Genomic DNA, 17,194 nt, shown 5'->3' with positions numbered 1-17,194 from the left:
CGGCAGAGTCATCCTGCCGGCGCGTATTCGTTCATCTCGAAGACATGGTGGTGGACGCGGCCGGTGAACATTTTCAGCAGCTCGCCGGTCACTTCGCGGCTCTCGAACCGAACCGAGGATTGAAGCGCCCGTTCGCAAGTTGCAATGTCCGGATAGCGGATCGCGAGCGCCATTGCGTAGACCGGCGCGCCTTCGTCACGCGCCGTGCCATCGAGGACGCGGACTTCCTGTGCGCCGGGAAACTGCGTCCACAACGGCACCAGCCTCTCCTTCACGAAGCGGCGAAACTCCGCCTCGCTGCCCGGGTGGATCTCGCCCTCGAACAGGGCATAGCGGACGATCATGGTCTCTCCTGGCATGACAGAAATCCGCTGGCCGTGCGGCGAACAACCGTACGGCCTGTCGGACCGGTTGAATTTCGCTAGTGCATGTCGCGCAAAAGTGCGCAGCGCGACGCGATTTTAAGGCGCGGGCGCACGGTCTGTCATGCGCCCGCGTCGGTGGATGCCTACTTGCCCCAGATCTTCTTGTACTGGTCGCGATAGCCGTTGTCGGGGTCGAAGGCGTTCTTCGGCCCGCCGTCGAACTCGACATTGTCGGCCGTCACGACATGCAGCGGCGACAGATAGCCGGACCATTTTTCGCCGGCGATGGCGCGGTTCAATTCGTCGACCAGTTGCCAGCCCTGCAGGTTGAGCGGCTCCGCGACCGTGACCTTCTGGAACTGACCGGCGCGGATGCGCTGATAGGCCGATTCCGAACCGTCACCGGCGGCGACATTAATCGGCGCGTCGGTGCCGGCCTTGCCCGCCGCGGCAAGCGAGGGTCCCATGAAGTCGAAATAGAGGTCGTTGATCGCCAGCGAATGCGTCCAGGCATCGCCGTATTTCTGCAGCAGCGAGGTGGTGAGCTGTGGCATGCGCTGCGACGTCTCGGCGATCGGCGTGTCGACATATTCGAGCACCTTGCCGCCCAGCCGCTCGATCTCGGCCTTCATCTTGTCGGCCTTGGCGATGGCGATGGCGTAGGTTGAATCGGTGAAGATGATGACGCCGGGCTTGCCCTTGGCGTCGGCATAGGCCCAGTCGGCGGCGGCCGTGGAAACCTGCATCGCGTCGGTCGAGACGTTGGCGAACACGCCGTTCTTCTCGTCGGGTCCGATCACCGGCCCGGCATGCCAGGAAACCAGCGGAATGCCGGCGGCCTTCGCCTGCTCCAACGCCGGCGCCTGTTCGACGGCGTCGAAGCCGTTGATGACGATGCCACTCGGCTTCAGCGCCATCGCCTGGCCGAAGGCTGCGGTGCGGCCGCCGATCGAGCCGGCACCGTCGATGACCTTGACTTCCCAGCCGATTGCCTTGGCCGCTTCCTCGACGCCGGTGGTGACGCCGAGAATGCCGCCATTCTTCAGATCGCCGGCGAGCACGACGATGGTCTTGCCTTCCTGCGCCTTCGGACCCGTGGTCGGACCGTCCCAGGCGGTGACCTTCTGGGCGTATTTCTGGACCACCGCCATGGCGTCGGCCATCGCGTCGGCGCGTGCCTGGCCGGCGAACAGGGCCGGTGCGGCGATGGCCACGGCCATCAGGGCGACGGATGATCTCAGGAATGTTCTGCGCTGCATGTTGGGTTCCTCCCTTGGGTTTTTGAAACAGACCGGCCGTCCGGTATTCAGCTTCCGGACGGATCTGGTTTGCGGGCGATTCTGGCCGCGCCGCGCTTGCGCTGGGCGTAGCCGGCGATGCCGATGGCAACCAGCAGCGTCACGCCGTTGAACAAAGGCTCGACGAAGAACGAGCCGCCGAACTGCTGGATGCCGGAAATGCCGACGGCCAGGATGATGACGCCGGTCATCGTGCCCCAGACGTTGACGCGCCCGGGCTTGATGGTGGTCGAGCCGAGAAAGGCGCCGACCAGTGCCGGCAGAAGATATTCCAGACCGACGCTGGCCTGGCCGATGCGCAGCTTGGAGGCCAACAGCACGCCTGTCAGCGCCGTCAGGAAGCCCGACGAGACGAACGCCCCGATGACGAAGCGGCGCACCGGAATGCCGTTCAGCGCCGCCGCCTTCGGATTGGCGCCAATGGCATAGATGTAGCGGCCGATCGGCAGATATTCGAGGATGACCCATAGCGCTACGGCGATTGCCAGCACATAGAGGCCGGTGATCGGCAGCCCGAACACCATCGTGCCGTTGAGCGCATAGAACCCTTCCGGCAGCACGCCGACGACCTGCCGGCCGCCGGTATGCCAGAGCGCCAGCGCATAGAGCACGGTGCCGGTGCCCAGCGTGGCGATGAAGGAGTCGATACGGGCGACTTCGACCAGCAGGCCGTTGAGGAAGCCGGTTGCGGCGCCGAGGGTGAGCACGATCAGCACCGCCAACGGCCACGGAATGCCGAGCATGGTCTGCAGGCTGATGGCCAGGATGTGCCACAGCACGATGCCGTAGCCGACGGTCAGGTCGATGCGGCCGGACGCCATCGGGATCATAGCCGCCAGTGATAGCAGTGCGATGATCGCCTTGTCGGAGATGATCGAGCGCAAATTGAGCAGTGTCGGAAATGTATTCGGCAGCAGGATGGAGAACAGCAGGATCAGCAGGACGGTGAGGATCACCAGGCCGTAGACCGGCAGCAGACGGGTGATCTTCTGCCTTGCTGGCAGGCTGGCCATTTCACCGCGGGTCGGCTCGAGTGCGCTGGATTCGATCGATGGCATGGAGATCCTCCGGGACGGTCAGGCGGCTTCGGAAGCCGATGCCGCGGTGATCACCGCGGACGTGGTCAGTTCGGGTCCGGTGAGTTCGCGCACGATCCGGCCGCGCGAAAACACCAAAGCGCGATGGCAGATATGGGCGATCTCCTCGAAGTCGGTCGACACCACGACGACGGCGAGGCCGGCTTCGAGCGCCCGGCCGATCAGCCGGTAGATTTCGGCCTTGGCGCCGACATCGACGCCGGCGGTCGGGTCTTCGGCGATCAGCAGCTTGCGGCCGGTATGCAGCCAGCGGCCGACCACCACCTTCTGCTGGTTGCCGCCCGACAGCGCCTCGATCGGCAGGCTCGGATCATTGGGCCGCAGCCCGACCGATCCGCCGATCTCGCGCGCCAGCGCGGCTTCCTTGTAGGGCGCCAGAAACGAGAACAGGCCGCGTTTGCCGGCGCCGGGGTTGAGAAAGCTGTTCTCGCGGATCGACAGCGAAGCGGCGATCGATTCCTCGGTCCGGTCGCGGGCGATCAGGCCGACGCCGGAGCCCATGGCGGCGATCGGGCTCGACAAATCGGGCACGACGCCGTTGATCGTCACCGAGCCGGAAAAGCCCTGGCAGCCGAACAGTGCCCGGCCGACCAGTTCCTGCCCGGCGCCGCGCAGGCCGACCAGGCCGAGCAGCTCGCCCTTGCGCACGTCGAACGACACCGGGCCGGCCCCGGCGCAGACCAGGTCGCGGACGGCGCACACCGCCTCACCGGCCTGCGTCTCTGCCTTGGTGAAAACCTGGCTGACCGGACGGCCGACGATCATCTCGACCAATTCGTCCGGCCTGGTGTCGGCGACCTGCTTCTGGCCGACCAGCCTGCCGTCGCGAAGCACGGCGACGCGGTCGGCAATGCGGAAAATCTCGTCGAGGCGATGCGAGACATAGATCATGCCGACGCCGCGCTGCTTGAGCGGGCGGATGGCATCGAACAGGCGGTCGACCTCATCGGCCGGCAGACTGGCGGTCGGCTCGTCGAGTACCAGCACATCGGCCTCTGTGGCCAAGGCGCGGGCGATGGCAACCAGCGATTTCTCGGTGCGGGTCAGATCCTGGACCCGCGTCGTCGGGTCGAAATCGCAGCCGACCAGTTTCAGCGCCTCGCGTGCCCGCTCTTCCGTGGAGCGCCAGTCGATGAGGCCGGAGCGCAGCGAAAACCCCTGGGCGAGGCCGACATTCTCGCCGACCGTCATCCATTCGATGAGACCGAGATCCTGGTGAATGAAGGCGACGGGCTGGCGCTGGTTCGGCTGCGGCGGACGGTGGTGATAGGGTTCACCGCGAAACAGGATGCTGCCGCCATCCGGCCGGTAGATGCCGGCAAGCGTCTTGATCAGCGTCGACTTGCCGGCGCCGTTCTCGCCGAGCAGCGCCAGGATCTCGCCCTTGCCGAGATCGAGCGTCACGTCGGAGAGCGCGCGGGTGCCGCCGAACTCCTTCGTAATCGACTTGAACTCGATCAGTTTCTCTGCGGCCAAAACGCGTTCCTCCCGAGATCGCCAAATGATGTTATCGATAACATTTCTGAGCGTCAAGCAACAAAATCTGGGGCTCCCGATCAGCCGGTCTTGCCGTCGAGAAGCCGCATCATTTCGGCCGAATCCTTCGGTCCCAGACCGGCCGCGCAAAGCAGGCGATGGATCTCGACCAGCTGGCCGGTCATCGGCAGCGGCGTCTTCGTCTTCAGCGCAAAGGACTGCAATGAATCCAGATCCTTCAGCATGTTGTCGATGCGGCCGGTCGGCGAGAAATCGCGGGCGGCGAACTTCGCCATGAACTCCTGCATGATGCTGGAATCGGCACGCCCGCCCTTGAGTGCGGCGGGGATTGCCTTGGGATCGACGCCGCCGGCTTCGGCGAGTTTCACCGCTTCGGCGACGGCCTGGAACAACACCGCGCAAAAAAGCTGGTTGATCAGCTTGGTCGTCTGCCCGGCGCCGCTCGGCCCCATCAGCGTGTAGTTGGCGCAAAGGTGCTGCATCACCGCGCGGGCGCGTTCGAAGTCCGCCGTTTCGCCGCCCGCCATGACCGTCAAACGACCGCCGAGCGCGCCCGGAACGCCACCCGAAAGCGGGCAGTCGACCCATTTCATGCCGGTCTCGGCCGCAAGCTTGCTGGCCATTTGCGCAGTGTCGGCGGGGTCGATCGACGACATGTCGATCAAGAGTTTTTCAGGCGAAGCAGCCGCCGCGACGCCGCCGTCACCGAATACCACCGAACGCACGATATCGGCATGGTTGAGGCTGAGAATGACGAAGTCGCTGGCCCGCACTGCCTCGGCGACTGAGCCAGCAGCGGCAGCGCCTTTCGCGGTCAGTGCTGCGACCTTGGCCTTGTCGAGGTCGAACACCGTCAGCGCCTGCTTGGTCTCGATCAGCCGGGTGGCGATCGCCGATCCCATGATGCCGGCGCCGACAATGGCGACCTTTGCTGGTACTTCTTTCATCTCAACGAGCCTCTTTCCTGGTCCTGGCGGCGGGTGCGGCGCCGAGGGCGCCAAGCCGGTTCAGCGTCTGATCGACGATCCTGTCGACCGGAGCGTCGATGTCGACAGTGACCACCAGCGATTCACCGCCGGGATTTTCCAGCGCCGCCAGCTGGCTGTCGAGCAAGGCCGGCGGAAAGAAATGCCCTCGCCGGTCGGCCATCCTGGCCTGCAGGACACTGCGCGATCCGTCCAGGAACACGAAGAACACCGGCCCGCCCGCAGCGTGGCGAAGCCGGTCGCGGTAGGATTTCTTCAGCGCCGAGCAGCTTACGACGAGCCCGCGCCCCTCCTCACGCGCCTGCCGCAAAGCCGCGCCCACCAGGTCGAGCCAGGGCCAGCGATCGTCGTCGGTAAGCGGGATGCCCGCCGACATTTTCTCGACATTGCAGCGCGGATGCAGCGTGTCGCCTTCGACGAAGGCAAAGCCGAGCCGCGCGGCGATGCCGATGCCGACGCTGGTCTTGCCGCAGCCGCTGACGCCCATCACCACGATGAGCCAGGGCTCAGAGGCAGGTTGTGATGCCGCCATCGACATAGAGCGTGTGTCCGTTGACAAAGGATGAGGCCGGGCCGGCCAGGAACACCGCCGCGCCGACCAGTTCGCCGACATCGCCCCAGCGTCCGGCCGGCGTGCGGTTGGTCAGCCAGGCCGAAAATTCGGGATTGTCGACCAGCGCCTGGTTGAGCGGCGTCTTGAAATAACCCGGCGCGATGGCGTTGACCTGCAGCCCGTGCTTGGCCCAGTCCGCGCACATGCCGCGCGTCAAATTGCGCACGGCGCCCTTCGTCGCCGTGTAGGGCGCGATGTTCGTCCGCGCCAGTTCGCTTTGCACCGAAGCGATGTTGATGATCTTGCCGCGCTTGCGCGGGATCATGTGCCGCGCCACTGCCTGGCCGACGAAGAACACGCTGGAGATGTTGGTGCGCAGCAATTCGTCCCACTTATCGGCGGGAAAATCTTCCAGCGGCGTGCGGAACTGCATGCCGGCATTGTTGACGAGGATATCGATGGCGCCGATGGTGGTTTCGATTTTCTCGACACCTTTGGCGACCGCTTCATGATCGGTCACGTCGAAGACCGCGCCGTGCGCCTTGTGCCCCCTGGCCGTCAACGCTTCGACTGCGGCGGCGACCTTTTCGGCGCTGCGCCCGTTGAGCACGATCTCGGCGCCATGCTGCGCCAGCCCTTCCGCCAGCGCCAGGCCGATGCCTTGCCCCGAGCCGGTGACCAAAGCACGCATCCCGGTCAAATCGAACAAAGAACTGCTCACCTGCTCCTCCTAGGAATGTCGCCTGAAGCGGATACGATTTCCGCCGCGCCACCACCAGTGCCTATTGACATGAATGTTATCGATAACATAGTCAATGGAAAAATTGCTGCTGGAGGAGACGACGCCGTGACCGAGATCTTGATGACCGGCCCTTATCCGGATTGGGACATGGCGGACCTGGAAGCGAGATATCATGTCCACAAGCTGTGGCAGGCCGAGGACAAGGACGCGCTGATCGCCCGCCACGCCGGCGCAATCCGCGCCATCGCGACACGCGGCGAGCTCGGCGCGAGTGCCGTGCTGATGGCAAAGCTGCCGAAGCTCGAGATCGTCTCCTGCTACGGCGTCGGCACCGACGCCATCGACCTTGCCTATGCGAGGGAAAACAGCATCCGCGTCACCAACACGCCCGACGTGCTGACCGAGGACGTGGCCGATATCGGCATCGGACTGCTGCTCTCTGTGGCCCGCAAGATCCCGCAGGCCGACGCCCATGTGCGCAATGGCAGCTGGCGCAAGGGCAACATGCCGCTGGTCACCCGCGTCTGCGGAAAGCGGCTGGGCATTGTCGGCATGGGCCGCGTCGGCGCCGCGGTGGCCAGGCGCGCGGCCGCATTCGACTGCCAGGTAGCCTATTTCGACCGGCACGAGCGCGACGACCTGCCCTTCGCATTCGTCGGCGATCTGGTCGAGCTGGCGCGGCAGAGCGAATTCCTGATCGTGACGCTCGCCGGCGGCGACAGCACCCGGCACATCATCGACGCGGCGGTTCTGGCGGCGCTCGGAGCGGACGGCATCCTGATCAACATCTCGCGCGGCAGCACGGTCGACGAGACTGCTTTGCTCGCCGCCCTGGAAACCGGCGCCATCAAGGGCGCCGGGCTCGACGTGTTCTGGAACGAACCGACCATCGACGAGCGCTTCCTCAACCTTGCCAATGTCGTGCTACAACCGCACCACGCCAGCGGTACGGTAGAGACCCGCAAGGCCATGGGTCAGCTCGTGCGCGACAACCTAGCCGCCCATTTCAGCGGCCAGTCCTTGCTGACTCCCGTGGTTTGAGAAAGGATCGCGGTCATGAAGTCGATCGTCATCCACGCGGCAAAGGATTTGCGGATCGAAGAGACCGATTCCGGTGTGCTTGGCGCCGGACAGGTCGAGATCGCGGTCGAGGCCGGCGGCATATGCGGCTCGGACCTGCACTATTACAACCATGGCGGCTTCGGCGCGATCCGCCTTCGCGAGCCGATGATCCTCGGCCACGAGGTCGCAGGCACGGTGAAGGCTCTTGGCGATGGCGTCTCAAGCCTCGCCGTCGGCGACCGCGTCGCCATCTCGCCCAGCCGGCCCTGCAATGCCTGCCGCTACTGCCTGCAAGGCGTGCAGAACCAATGCCTCAACATGCGCTTCTACGGCAGCGCCATGCCGATGCCGCATATCCAGGGCGCCTTCCGCCAGCGCCTCGTCGCCGAGGCATGGCAATGCCACACGATCGCCGACCATGTTTCCATCAACGAGGCCGCTTTTGCCGAGCCCTTCGCGGTCACGCTGCATGCCGTGAACCGTGCCGGCTCGCTGCTCGGCAAGCGGGTCCTGGTCACCGGCTGCGGGCCGATCGGCGCGCTGTGCATCCTTGCCGCGCGCGCCCATGGCGCGCGCGAGATCGTCGCCACCGATGTCATGGACGCCGTGCTGGCGAAGGCTAAGGAGATCGGCGCCGACCGCACCATCAATGTCGCCACCGACGGCGACAAGCTTGCCGCCTACAATGTCGAGAAAGGCAGTTTCGACGTGATGTTCGAAGCCTCCGGCAACGAGCGCGCAGTGCGGGCGGGGCTCGATGTCCTGAAGCCGCGCGGCGTGCTCATGCAGCTCGGCCTTGGCGGTGACGTGTCACTGCCGCAAAACCTGATCGTCGCCAAGGAGATCGAGATGCGCGGCAGCTTCCGCTTCCACGGCGAGTTCGCCTTTGCCGTCGACCTGATCAACCGCCGCCGCGTAGACGTTAAGCCACTGCTGACCGGCATCTATCCGATGGACGAGGCGGTTGCTGCCTTCGAGATCGCCGGCGACCGCAACAAATCGATGAAGGTGCAGATCGCATTTTAGCTAGGGCATGGGCGCATTGCTCGACGGCAAGCGTCTTGATCAGCTCACCAGGTGGGATCCCGACCTTCGAGATTATCGTCCGGGACGACCTGCGGCTGGCGACGGAGACTGGTGTAGGGGGCCACGTAGGTCATGTTGAGCGCATCGGCCACCAAGCCGGATATGGCGGCAAGCGATGCGCCGATTTCGAACCTCGGGAAGCTTGGCCGTCGCAGGTCAAGGCGGCGGATGGTGATCGGGGCTGCGGTGGAGATGTCGGTCATGGTGTTCTCCTGTGACGGTGAGGATGACACCGCTTCCCACTCAGGTCCTTGGCTCGGACCTGAATAGTCCTGAACAGCCCTGAAGTTCGCCTTCAGGACCGTCTTGGGTTATCCTAGCCCCGAGGGACGGGTTCTTGGCAAATGGACTTGGAGTTCGGGAACTATCGCCTGAAACGCGCCGAACGGCTGCTGCTTGGGCCCAAGGGGCCGATGGTGCTTTCGGCGCGATCCTTCGACATCCTCGCCATGTTGCTGGAGAGGCCGGACGAGGTGATCGGCAAGACCGAACTCTTCGATGCGGTCTGGCCCGGCCTGGTGGTGGAGGAGAACACGCTGCAGGTCCACATTTCGGCGCTGCGAAAACTGCTGCCCGCCGAGATGATCGTAACCGTGCATGGTCGCGGCTATAAATATGCCGGCCCCAAGCCCCTCGTGGCTGCCACAGAAGCTCCGGCGCCGCCCAGACCCTCCATAGCCGTTCTTCCCTTCGACAACATGAGCGGCGACCCGGAGCAGGACTATTTCAGCGACGGGATTACCGAAGACATCATCGCCGAGCTCAGCAAGTTCAGGGAGTTCCTGGTCATTGCGCGAAACTCCTCCTTCCAGCTCCGCGGCAAGGCGAATGACGTGGCCGAGGTGGCGAAGAAGCTTGGCGTCCAGTATGTCGTCGAAGGCAGCGTGCGGAAGATCGGCAACCGGGTCCGGGTCACCGTGCAGCTGATCGACGCGTCCTCAACGGCCCATATCTGGGGCGAGCACTACGACCGCGAACTCGATGACATTTTCGCCATCCAAGACGAAATCACCCAGATGATTGCAGCCCGCCTGGCCCGGCAGGCCAGAACCGCGATTGCATCGCGCGCCAGGGCCCGGCCGACCGACAACATGTCGGCCTATGAAAGTTATCTTCGGGCCCTACAGTTGGCTGCCGAGTATGGCACGGTGCTCGAGGCGGAACCATATCTGCAAAAGGCCATCGAACTGGATCCTAAATTTGCCGGCGCGCGCGCCGTGCTAAGTTTTGTCGAGACGATCAAAACCTACTGGTCATATGACCCGAGACATCTGGAGTCCGGGTTGCGGATCGCGAAAGCCGCGCTCCAACTTGATCCTGAGGAAGCCTATGGGCATCTCGCCAGTGGCTTTGCTCTCATGTACATGCGCCGGTTCCGGGAAGCCGAAACAAGCCTTGACCGCGCTGTTGCCCTGAACCCGAATGATCCGTTCATCCTCAGCATTCGCGCAATTCTGCTCAGCTATGTCGGCAAGTTCGACGCAGCGCTTGTTGAATTTAACGAAGCGAAACGACGCGACCCTTTCGCAGTGGGATGGTTTGAGGATTTCCTCGGCATTATCCTGACAGGCGCCGGCCGCTATCGCGAGGCGCTCGCCAGCTACGCCAAGATGGCAACGCTACCACCGTGGTCGCTCGTCTATCTCACCATCTGCCATGCCGAGTTGGGCGAAACGAGACAGGCCGAAGCTGCCCTCGCAAGACTGAAGTCGTCCTATCCTCAATTTCCTGGTATTGCGCTCGACCGCATTCTCAAAGAGGAAGTCTTCTATGAAGACCCTGCCATCCTCGATCACTACCGCGCGATCCTGGGGCGCATTGACAGGGAAGAATGACCTTCGGCTGCGGCCCGGAATGACCGGCAGGCAGATGTCGGCCCGACGGCGAGAAGTCCGAGCATAAACGCGGACCTTCGCCCATGGCCCATCGCGTCATTTCGCTGCGCGGCGGAATTTGGTCGCTATCGGGCATAGCGGACTCTGGCGAGCCGTTCGCCCGACAGATTTATGGGTACTCAAGTGCTCTCGCGTTCGACGATGCGATAGCTGGTCAGGACGATTTCCTGTCCGCGCTGCTTCTCGCCGCCACGGATGACCTTGATGAGCCGGCGCGCCGCCTCGCGGCCGATCCCATAGCAATCCACATTCACCGTGGTGATGCCGGGATGGCAGAAGGCGGCAACCTCGTAGTCGCCGAAGCCGGCAATGGCGATGTCCTGCGGCACCCGCATGCCCCGGCGCTTGCATTCCATCAGCGCGCCGAAAGCCGAAAGATCGGAGACGCAGAGCACAGCCTCGGTGTCGGGCCAGCGCTCGAGCATGGAGACGACGGCCTGGCCGCCCTGCTCGATGGAGATGGGCGGCACGCCGAAGGAAACCAGTCGGCCCGGCGGCAGGCCGAGTTCCTCGATGGCCCTTACAAAACCCTCGCGCCGCTGGCTGCCGCGCGTATCGCGCGAGGTCGTGCCGCCGATATAGCCGAACTTGCGGTAGCCCTTCCTGGCCAGCGTCTTGACCAGCAGCCCCATCGCCTCCTCGTTGGAGAACCCGACCACCTGGTCGATGGGCTTGGCCGGCAGTTCCCAGGTTTCGACCACCGGGATGCCGGCGCTCTCCAGCAGCCGGCGGGCGCGGTCGGTATGTGCGCCGCCGGTCAGGATGATGCCTTCCGGCCGCCGCCGCAGCATCGCTTCGATCAGCTGCTCTTCCTTCTCGATCGTATAGTCGGTGTAGCCGAGCAGCAGCTGCAGCCCGGTGCTTTCCAACTCGTCCGTAATGCCGCGCGCCGTGTCGGCGAAGTTCGAATTGTTGATCGAGGGAACGATTGCCGCGACAAATCCGGTCTTGCGCGACGACAGGCTGCCGGCCGACTGGTCGAGCACGTAGCCGAGCTCGTTGACGGCGGCCATGATCTTTTCCCGCGTCGCCTTGGAGACCCGGCTGCCTTCCTTCAGCGCCCGCGACACGGTCATCGCCGACACACCGGCCCGCTCGGCCACGTCGGCCATCGTCGGCGCCTGGTTCTCCCCCGGTCTCGGCGATGCCGCCCTGCCCATCAGTCCTCCCCGCACGCCGCCGGCGCCGGCCTGGAGCAATTCCAGGAACAGTGCGTAGCGCTTTTCCGTCCGGAATTGCGCAAAAACAAAGAATTGGGCCACGCGGATGCCGCGCCAGTGGACGGCAGCAGCATCGGGCGTCCGGCATCGTTCATGCGTCCCCCTTGGAAATCGGATTGCGTTAGGTATGTTATCGATATCATATCGATCTGACAACAACCACGCCGCGAAGTTCGATCCCGGATTAGCAAAGCGCGCGGCGCCGGGAAAGTGGAACGCGGCAGAGAGGCAATCGCAATGTTCGGAGAAATCGAGGGTACGGGATTCGAGGTGCTGGACCCGCGCTTTGGCAGCTGCTTCGTCGGCCATGCCCGTGTCGAACGGCTGTGGACGGGCGGACGCTGGCACGAAGGACCGGCATGGTTCGCGCCGGGCTGCTATCTGGTCTGGTCCGACATTCCCAACAACCGCATGATGCGCTGGGACGAAACCTCCGGCGCCGCCTCGGTGTTTCGCCAACCCGCCAACAATTCGAACGGCAACACGGTCGACCGGCAAGGGCGGCTCGTCACCTGCGAGCACCTGACGCGGCGGGTGACGCGCACCGAGTTCGACGGGTCGGTGACGATTGTCGCCGACCGCTTCGAAGGCAAGCGTTTCAATTCGCCCAACGACGTCGTGGTGTCTTCCGACGGCGCAATCTGGTTCACCGATCCGTCCTACGGCATCCTGCACGACTATGAGGGCGAGTATGGCGAGGAGGAGATCGGCGGCTGCCACGTCTACCGGGCCGACCCGGCGAGCGGTGAAGTGGCGTGTGTTGCGGATGATTTCGCCAAGCCGAACGGCCTCGCTTTTTCACCCGACGAAACGCTTCTCTATGTCGCCGACACAGGCGCCTCGCATCTGCCGGACGGGCCGCGGCATATTCGCCGCTTCAAGGTCGGCAATGACGGCAGGCTGAGCGGCGGCGCGGTTTTCGCCGAATGCACGAACGGGCTGTTCGATGGGTTCCGCGTCGACATCAAGGGGCGCCTCTGGTGTAGCGCGGGCGACGGCGTCCATTGCCACGACCCGGACGGCACACTGATCGGCAAAGTCTACATCCCCGAGGCCGTCTCCAATCTGACCTTCGGCGGTGCCCGCCGGAACCGGCTCTTCATCACAGCGACGACATCGCTGTACGCGGTCTACGTCACCGCAAACGGTTCAACGCTGGGGTAACGGCAGACAAAACAAGGGGAGGGAGCACGCGCGTGTTCCCTCCCTGAAAATGCCTCGACGAAAAGACTTACGCCGCGCCGACCACCTTGGCCGACTTCTCGAAACGCTTGCGCTCGTTCGGGTCGAGATAGAGCTTGCGCAGCCGAATGGTCTTCGGCGTCACCTCGACCAGCTCGTCGTCCTGGATCCAGGCCAGCGCGCGCTCCAGCGTCATGCGGATCGGCGGCGTCAGCTTGACTGCCTCATCCTTGCCGGCGGCGCGGATGTTGGTCAGCTTCTTGCCCTTCAGCACGTTCACTTCGAGGTCGTTGTCGCGGCTATGGATGCCGATGATCATGCCCTGATAGACCTTGACGCCCGGGTCGATGACCATCGGGCCGCGGTCTTCCAGATTCCACATCGCGTAGGCGACCGATTCACCCTGTTCGTTGGAGATCAGCACGCCGTTGGTGCGGCCGGGCAATTCGCCTTTGTAGGGCTCGTAGGCGTGGAACAGCCGGTTCATGACGGCGGTGCCACGCGTGTCGGTCAACAGTTCCGACTGGTAGCCGATCAGGCCGCGCGTCGGCGCGTGGAAAACGATGCGCTGGCGGTTGCCGCCGGACGGGCGCAATTCGACCATCTCGGCCTTGCGTTCCGACATCTTCTGCACGACGACGCCGGCATGCTCCTCGTCGACGTCGATGACGACTTCCTCGACCGGCTCCAGCAATTCGCCGTTCTCGCCCTTCTGCATGACGACGCGCGGCCGCGACACGGCGATCTCGAAGCCCTCGCGGCGCATCGTCTCGATCAGCACTGCCAGCTGCAATTCGCCGCGCCCGGAGACGAAGAATGAATCCTTGTCCGGCGATTCCTCGATCTTCAGCGCAACATTGCCTTCGGCTTCGCGCAGCAACCGGTCGCGGATGACGCGGCTGGTCACCTTGTCGCCTTCGGTGCCGGCGAGCGGGCTGTCGTTGACCAGGAACGACATGGTCACGGTGGGCGGATCGATCGGCTGCGCATGCAGCGGCTCAGTCACCGCCGGGTCGCAGAAGGTGTCGGCGACGGTGCCCTTCGACAGGCCGGCAATGGCGACGATGTCACCCGCCTGTGCTTCGTCGATCGGCTGGCGTTCGAGGCCGCGGAAAGCGAGGATCTTCGAGACGCGGCCGGTTTCGATCTGAGTGCCGTCATGGTGCAGCACCTTGACCGCCTGGTTGGACTTCAGCGTGCCGCTCTCGATACGGCCGGTGATGATGCGGCCGAGGAACGGGTTGGCTTCAAGGATGGTGCCGATCATGCGGAACGGTCCGGGATGAACCGTCGGCTCCGGCACGTGCTTGATGACGAGATCGAACAGCGGCGCCAGGCCCTGGTCCCTCGGGCCTTCAGGATTTTCCGAGACCCAGCCGTCGCGGCCCGAACCGTAGAGGATCGGGAAGTCGAGCTGCTCGTCGGTAGCGTCGAGCGCGGCAAACAGGTCGAACACCTCGTTGACCACCTCGACATGGCGGGCGTCCGGGCGATCGATCTTGTTGATGACGACGATCGGCTTCAGCCCGACCTTGAGCGCCTTGCCGACGACGAACTTGGTCTGCGGCATCGGCCCTTCGGCGGCGTCGACCAGCACGATGGCCGAATCCACCATCGACAGGATGCGCTCGACCTCGCCGCCGAAGTCGGCGTGGCCGGGTGTGTCGACGATGTTGATGCGGGTATCCTTCCAGTCGACCGAGGTCGCCTTGGCCAGGATGGTGATGCCGCGTTCCTTTTCGAGATCGTTGGAATCCATGGCGCGTTCGGCGACGCGCTGGTTGTCGCGGAAGGAGCCGGACTGCTTCAGCAGCTGGTCGACGAGGGTGGTTTTTCCATGGTCGACGTGCGCGATGATCGCGATGTTACGAATTTTCATTTTACGGTCTCGGGAGCGTTACAGGCAGCAGGCCCAAAGGCGCAGCCTCTTTCGGTTGCGCGGCTCATACAGGGTTTTTCGCATTTGCGAAAGAGGAGGCTCGTCACCAAATACTCATCAAATCTTAAACATCCGCGTGTGAAATGATTTTGTTAACCAAGGCGGAACCTTTCAGGGCCCGGGCAGTTCGAACGTCATGACCGATCACGTCAGCAAATTTCGGCCGATTCTCGCTTGGGCGGCGCTCGTCGTCGTACTTGCGGCAGGTGGTGCGCAGTCCGCCGCGACGCTCAAGGGAAATCCGGCCTTGCCATCCGACACGCAGACGGCCGAGCAGCTCTACGCCGACGCCCCCGATGGCGTCGACCCGATCGTGACCGGCCCGGTCAGCGCCGCCTTCAAGCAGCAGCAGAAGGCCGCCGGCTGCGACAGCGCGGTATGGCCGAAGATTCCCGTCGCCTGCTATCCTGACTAGAGCGCCGCGCGCCCCTTGGGCACGCGAATGGGACGCTCCAGCACCTTTGAATCCCGCCACTCCGCAGCCTTACGCCGACCGCACAGGATCGAGGGTGACCTTGTAAAGCTCGTTGTCGTCGCGATCCATCAGCCGCACCGTCATCTGTTCGCTGGCGCCGTTGATGTCGACGAGGCCGAAGAACTGCAGCCCGGCCGACGGCGGCAGGTTCTGGCCCTGCTCGGCGGTCGGCGCCTTGATGAATTTCAGCTCCGGCCCGAAGGTCATGTCGAAATCGTTGGGGCCGAACGTGCCGGCGTGGATCGGGCCGGAGACGAATTCCCAGAACGGGTTGAAATCCTGGAACTGTGCCTTGTCCGGATTGTAGTAGTGCGCCGCCGTGTAGTGCACGTCGGCGGTGAGCCACACCGTGTTGCTGATGCCGGCGTTCTTGATGTAGCGCAGCAGGTCGGCGATCTCGAGTTCGCGACCCTTTGGCGCACCATTGTCGCCATTGCTGACCGCTTCGGCGCCGGCCTTCTTGGCGGCGTCGTCCCAGACGACGAGGCCGAGCGGCATGTCGGCGGCGATGATCTTCCAGGTCGCGTTGGAGTTGGCCAGCTCGCGCTTCAGCCACTTGGTCTGCTGTTCGCCAAGCATGCGCGACTGCGGCGTCATCGTATCCTGCATGCCCGGGCTGTTGGGGCCGCGATAGGAGCGCATGTCGAGGAAGAACACGTCGAGCAGCGGCCCATAGGCGATCTTGCGGTAGACGCGGCCGGGTTCGGACGGCTCGTAGCGGATCGTCGTCATTTCGTGGAAAGCGCGGGCCGCGCGGGCCGCCAGCACATGGATGGATTTTTCCGTGTAGCGGTTGTCGGCGCTCAAATCCTTCGAGTCCGACCAGTTGTTCAGCACCTCATGGTCGTCCCACTGGTAGAAGGTCGGGCAGATGGCGCAGAGGCCGAGCACGTGTTTGTCCATCATGTTGTATTTCCACTGGTCCCGGTATTCGTCCAGCGTCTCGGCGACCTTGCGCTTGCCGTCGATGAGCACGACGTTCTTCCACTTGCCGCCGCCGGGCAGGTCGACCTCGTCCTTCATCGCGCCGTCGGCATAGATGGTGTCGCCGGAATGCAGGAAGAAGTCGGGCGTGTGCTTGCCGATCGTGGCGTAGGTCTTCATGCCGGTCTCGTCGATGCCCCAGCCCTGGCCGGCGGTATCGCCCGACCAAGCGAACTTGATATCGCGCTTGGAGGCAGGCGCTGTACGGAAGCGCCCGACGTTCGGCTCGGAGACGGCATTGATGTCGGCGAGGTCGGCCGCCGTCATGCGGTAGAAGATGTCCTGGTCGGAGGCAAGCTCGGTGAGCAGCCGCTTCACCGTGTAGTCGCTGGCCGGCGACGTATCGAGCGGCGCAAGCCGCGTTGCATTGGCGAAACTCTCCGTCGTCGAGACTTCGAACATGACGCGCGACGGACGGTCCGTGCGCGTCCACACCATGCCACTGGTGGCATCGACATCGCCCGACTGGACGCCATGGGTGAAGCCCGGCCGCTGATTGGCGCGCGAATAATAGGGCATCGCAAGGCCCGATGCACCGACCAGGCCAAGGGCGCTGGCGGAGGTGACGAAAGCGCGGCGGGAAATTCTGTTCATGGCTGTCTCCTGGATGGCTGCGAACGGTGCCCCCAAGGTCCAGCCTCAATGTTTCAGCCACATCTCCAAACCATGAAGGTTTCGTAACAACCAACAGGCGGGCGTCTCATATCGAAGGTGGCGGCCTGATGATCAGGCCGCCCCTTTTTTGAGTTGGGTTATTGCCGTCCGCGAAGGCGTGTCGAGATTCAGGTCAGGCCGGCATCACCTGAACATCGC

Annotated in this window: 16 protein-coding genes; 5 read left to right on the top strand and 11 right to left on the bottom strand. The window is 64.0% G+C overall.

Translation table 11 applies throughout. The features are described 5' to 3' along the window. Positions 1 to 8: 8 nt before the first annotated feature. The 7 genes from AC1RUK_RS29490 to AC1RUK_RS29460 all read right to left on the bottom strand — a co-directional run bounded on the left by AC1RUK_RS29490 (position 9) and on the right by AC1RUK_RS29460 (position 6,487). Positions 9 to 344 carry a hypothetical protein gene (locus tag AC1RUK_RS29490; protein WP_481837807.1) on the bottom strand — a complete coding sequence of 112 codons (336 nt, stop codon included), beginning with the start codon at positions 342 to 344 and terminating at the stop codon, positions 9 to 11. 164 nt (positions 345 to 508) lie between these two features. Beyond that, a complete protein-coding gene (locus AC1RUK_RS29485; protein WP_481837808.1) occupies positions 509 to 1,624 on the bottom strand; it encodes an ABC transporter substrate-binding protein in 1,116 nt (371 codons plus the stop codon). A gap of 47 nt (positions 1,625 to 1,671) precedes the next feature. After that, positions 1,672 to 2,721, bottom strand: a complete 1,050-nt coding sequence (locus tag AC1RUK_RS29480) for an ABC transporter permease (RefSeq protein ID WP_481837809.1) — start codon at positions 2,719 to 2,721, stop codon at positions 1,672 to 1,674. Between the two features lie 18 nt (positions 2,722 to 2,739). Further along, positions 2,740 to 4,236 (bottom strand): sugar ABC transporter ATP-binding protein, encoded by a 1,497-nt coding sequence (locus AC1RUK_RS29475; RefSeq protein WP_481837810.1) that lies wholly within the window; start codon positions 4,234 to 4,236, stop codon positions 2,740 to 2,742. Positions 4,237 to 4,316: 80 nt separating this feature from the next. After that, entirely contained in the window at positions 4,317 to 5,204 is an 888-nt protein-coding gene (locus AC1RUK_RS29470) for an NAD(P)-dependent oxidoreductase (protein WP_481837811.1), read from the bottom strand. A 1-nt stretch (position 5,205) separates the two neighbouring features. Beyond that, entirely contained in the window at positions 5,206 to 5,781 is a 576-nt protein-coding gene (locus tag AC1RUK_RS29465; RefSeq protein ID WP_481837812.1) for a gluconokinase, read from the bottom strand. Continuing rightward, positions 5,750 to 6,487, bottom strand: a complete 738-nt coding sequence (locus tag AC1RUK_RS29460; RefSeq protein WP_481839362.1) for an SDR family oxidoreductase — start codon at positions 6,485 to 6,487, stop codon at positions 5,750 to 5,752. Before AC1RUK_RS29460 ends, AC1RUK_RS29465 begins: the two co-directional genes overlap by 32 nt. Before the next feature lie 171 nt (positions 6,488 to 6,658). Between AC1RUK_RS29460 and AC1RUK_RS29455 the strand changes: the two genes are divergently transcribed. Together AC1RUK_RS29455 and AC1RUK_RS29450 are read left to right on the top strand one after the other, a co-directional pair. Continuing rightward, positions 6,659 to 7,579: a 2-hydroxyacid dehydrogenase gene (locus AC1RUK_RS29455; RefSeq protein ID WP_481839363.1), complete on the top strand. Its 921-nt coding sequence runs from the start codon at positions 6,659 to 6,661 to the stop codon at positions 7,577 to 7,579. A 15-nt stretch (positions 7,580 to 7,594) separates the two neighbouring features. Further along, positions 7,595 to 8,626 (top strand): L-idonate 5-dehydrogenase, encoded by a 1,032-nt coding sequence (locus tag AC1RUK_RS29450; protein ID WP_481837813.1) that lies wholly within the window; start codon positions 7,595 to 7,597, stop codon positions 8,624 to 8,626. A 44-nt stretch (positions 8,627 to 8,670) separates the two neighbouring features. On the opposite strand, the gene AC1RUK_RS29445 is transcribed toward AC1RUK_RS29450, so the two are convergent. After that, positions 8,671 to 8,889 (bottom strand): hypothetical protein, encoded by a 219-nt coding sequence (locus AC1RUK_RS29445; protein WP_481837814.1) that lies wholly within the window; start codon positions 8,887 to 8,889, stop codon positions 8,671 to 8,673. Positions 8,890 to 9,030: 141 nt separating this feature from the next. On the opposite strand from AC1RUK_RS29445, the gene AC1RUK_RS29440 reads away from it, so the two are divergent. Further along, complete coding sequence (locus AC1RUK_RS29440) at positions 9,031 to 10,521, top strand: winged helix-turn-helix domain-containing tetratricopeptide repeat protein (RefSeq protein WP_481837815.1); 1,491 nt, start codon at positions 9,031 to 9,033, stop codon at positions 10,519 to 10,521. A 179-nt stretch (positions 10,522 to 10,700) separates the two neighbouring features. Here AC1RUK_RS29440 and AC1RUK_RS29435 read toward each other — a convergent pair whose 3' ends face one another. Continuing rightward, the gene (locus tag AC1RUK_RS29435; RefSeq protein ID WP_481839364.1) at positions 10,701 to 11,693 is read right to left on the bottom strand and encodes a LacI family DNA-binding transcriptional regulator; all 993 of its coding nucleotides are present in this window, start codon (positions 11,691 to 11,693) and stop codon (positions 10,701 to 10,703) included. A 345-nt stretch (positions 11,694 to 12,038) separates the two neighbouring features. Here AC1RUK_RS29435 and AC1RUK_RS29430 point away from each other — a divergent pair, with 345 nt between their 5' ends. Then, positions 12,039 to 12,965, top strand: a complete 927-nt coding sequence (locus AC1RUK_RS29430) for an SMP-30/gluconolactonase/LRE family protein (RefSeq protein WP_481837816.1) — start codon at positions 12,039 to 12,041, stop codon at positions 12,963 to 12,965. A 67-nt stretch (positions 12,966 to 13,032) separates the two neighbouring features. Here the strand turns inward: AC1RUK_RS29430 and typA are convergent, their stop codons facing one another. Beyond that, positions 13,033 to 14,862 carry a translational GTPase TypA gene (gene typA / locus AC1RUK_RS29425; protein WP_481837817.1) on the bottom strand — a complete coding sequence of 610 codons (1,830 nt, stop codon included), beginning with the start codon at positions 14,860 to 14,862 and terminating at the stop codon, positions 13,033 to 13,035. 196 nt (positions 14,863 to 15,058) lie between these two features. Here typA and AC1RUK_RS29420 point away from each other — a divergent pair, with 196 nt between their 5' ends. Further along, positions 15,059 to 15,337 (top strand): hypothetical protein, encoded by a 279-nt coding sequence (locus AC1RUK_RS29420; protein ID WP_481837818.1) that lies wholly within the window; start codon positions 15,059 to 15,061, stop codon positions 15,335 to 15,337. A gap of 69 nt (positions 15,338 to 15,406) precedes the next feature. On the opposite strand, the gene AC1RUK_RS29415 is transcribed toward AC1RUK_RS29420, so the two are convergent. Beyond that, the gene (locus AC1RUK_RS29415) at positions 15,407 to 16,975 is read right to left on the bottom strand and encodes an alkaline phosphatase D family protein (protein WP_481837819.1); all 1,569 of its coding nucleotides are present in this window, start codon (positions 16,973 to 16,975) and stop codon (positions 15,407 to 15,409) included. Positions 16,976 to 17,194 lie beyond the last annotated feature (219 nt).

The sequence above is a fragment of the Mesorhizobium monacense genome, from assembly GCF_056781675.1.
This window is presented reverse-complemented; position numbering and strand designations above follow the sequence as displayed.

Coding starts and splice junctions, on each gene's coding strand:
- AC1RUK_RS29445 (WP_481837814.1), bottom strand. CDS start 8,889: ATGACCGACATCTCCACCGCAGCCCCGATCACCATCCGCCGCCTTGAC.
- AC1RUK_RS29480 (WP_481837809.1), bottom strand. CDS start 2,721: ATGCCATCGATCGAATCCAGCGCACTCGAGCCGACCCGCGGTGAAATG.
- AC1RUK_RS29440 (WP_481837815.1), top strand. CDS start 9,031: ATGGACTTGGAGTTCGGGAACTATCGCCTGAAACGCGCCGAACGGCTG.
- AC1RUK_RS29470 (WP_481837811.1), bottom strand. CDS start 5,204: ATGAAAGAAGTACCAGCAAAGGTCGCCATTGTCGGCGCCGGCATCATG.
- AC1RUK_RS29420 (WP_481837818.1), top strand. CDS start 15,059: ATGACCGATCACGTCAGCAAATTTCGGCCGATTCTCGCTTGGGCGGCG.
- AC1RUK_RS29490 (WP_481837807.1), bottom strand. CDS start 344: ATGATCGTCCGCTATGCCCTGTTCGAGGGCGAGATCCACCCGGGCAGC.
- AC1RUK_RS29485 (WP_481837808.1), bottom strand. CDS start 1,624: ATGCAGCGCAGAACATTCCTGAGATCATCCGTCGCCCTGATGGCCGTG.
- typA (WP_481837817.1), bottom strand. CDS start 14,862: ATGAAAATTCGTAACATCGCGATCATCGCGCACGTCGACCATGGAAAA.
- AC1RUK_RS29450 (WP_481837813.1), top strand. CDS start 7,595: ATGAAGTCGATCGTCATCCACGCGGCAAAGGATTTGCGGATCGAAGAG.
- AC1RUK_RS29465 (WP_481837812.1), bottom strand. CDS start 5,781: ATGTCGATGGCGGCATCACAACCTGCCTCTGAGCCCTGGCTCATCGTG.
- AC1RUK_RS29460 (WP_481839362.1), bottom strand. CDS start 6,487: ATGCGTGCTTTGGTCACCGGCTCGGGGCAAGGCATCGGCCTGGCGCTG.
- AC1RUK_RS29435 (WP_481839364.1), bottom strand. CDS start 11,693: ATGGCCGACGTGGCCGAGCGGGCCGGTGTGTCGGCGATGACCGTGTCG.
- AC1RUK_RS29415 (WP_481837819.1), bottom strand. CDS start 16,975: ATGAACAGAATTTCCCGCCGCGCTTTCGTCACCTCCGCCAGCGCCCTT.
- AC1RUK_RS29430 (WP_481837816.1), top strand. CDS start 12,039: ATGTTCGGAGAAATCGAGGGTACGGGATTCGAGGTGCTGGACCCGCGC.
- AC1RUK_RS29455 (WP_481839363.1), top strand. CDS start 6,659: ATGACCGGCCCTTATCCGGATTGGGACATGGCGGACCTGGAAGCGAGA.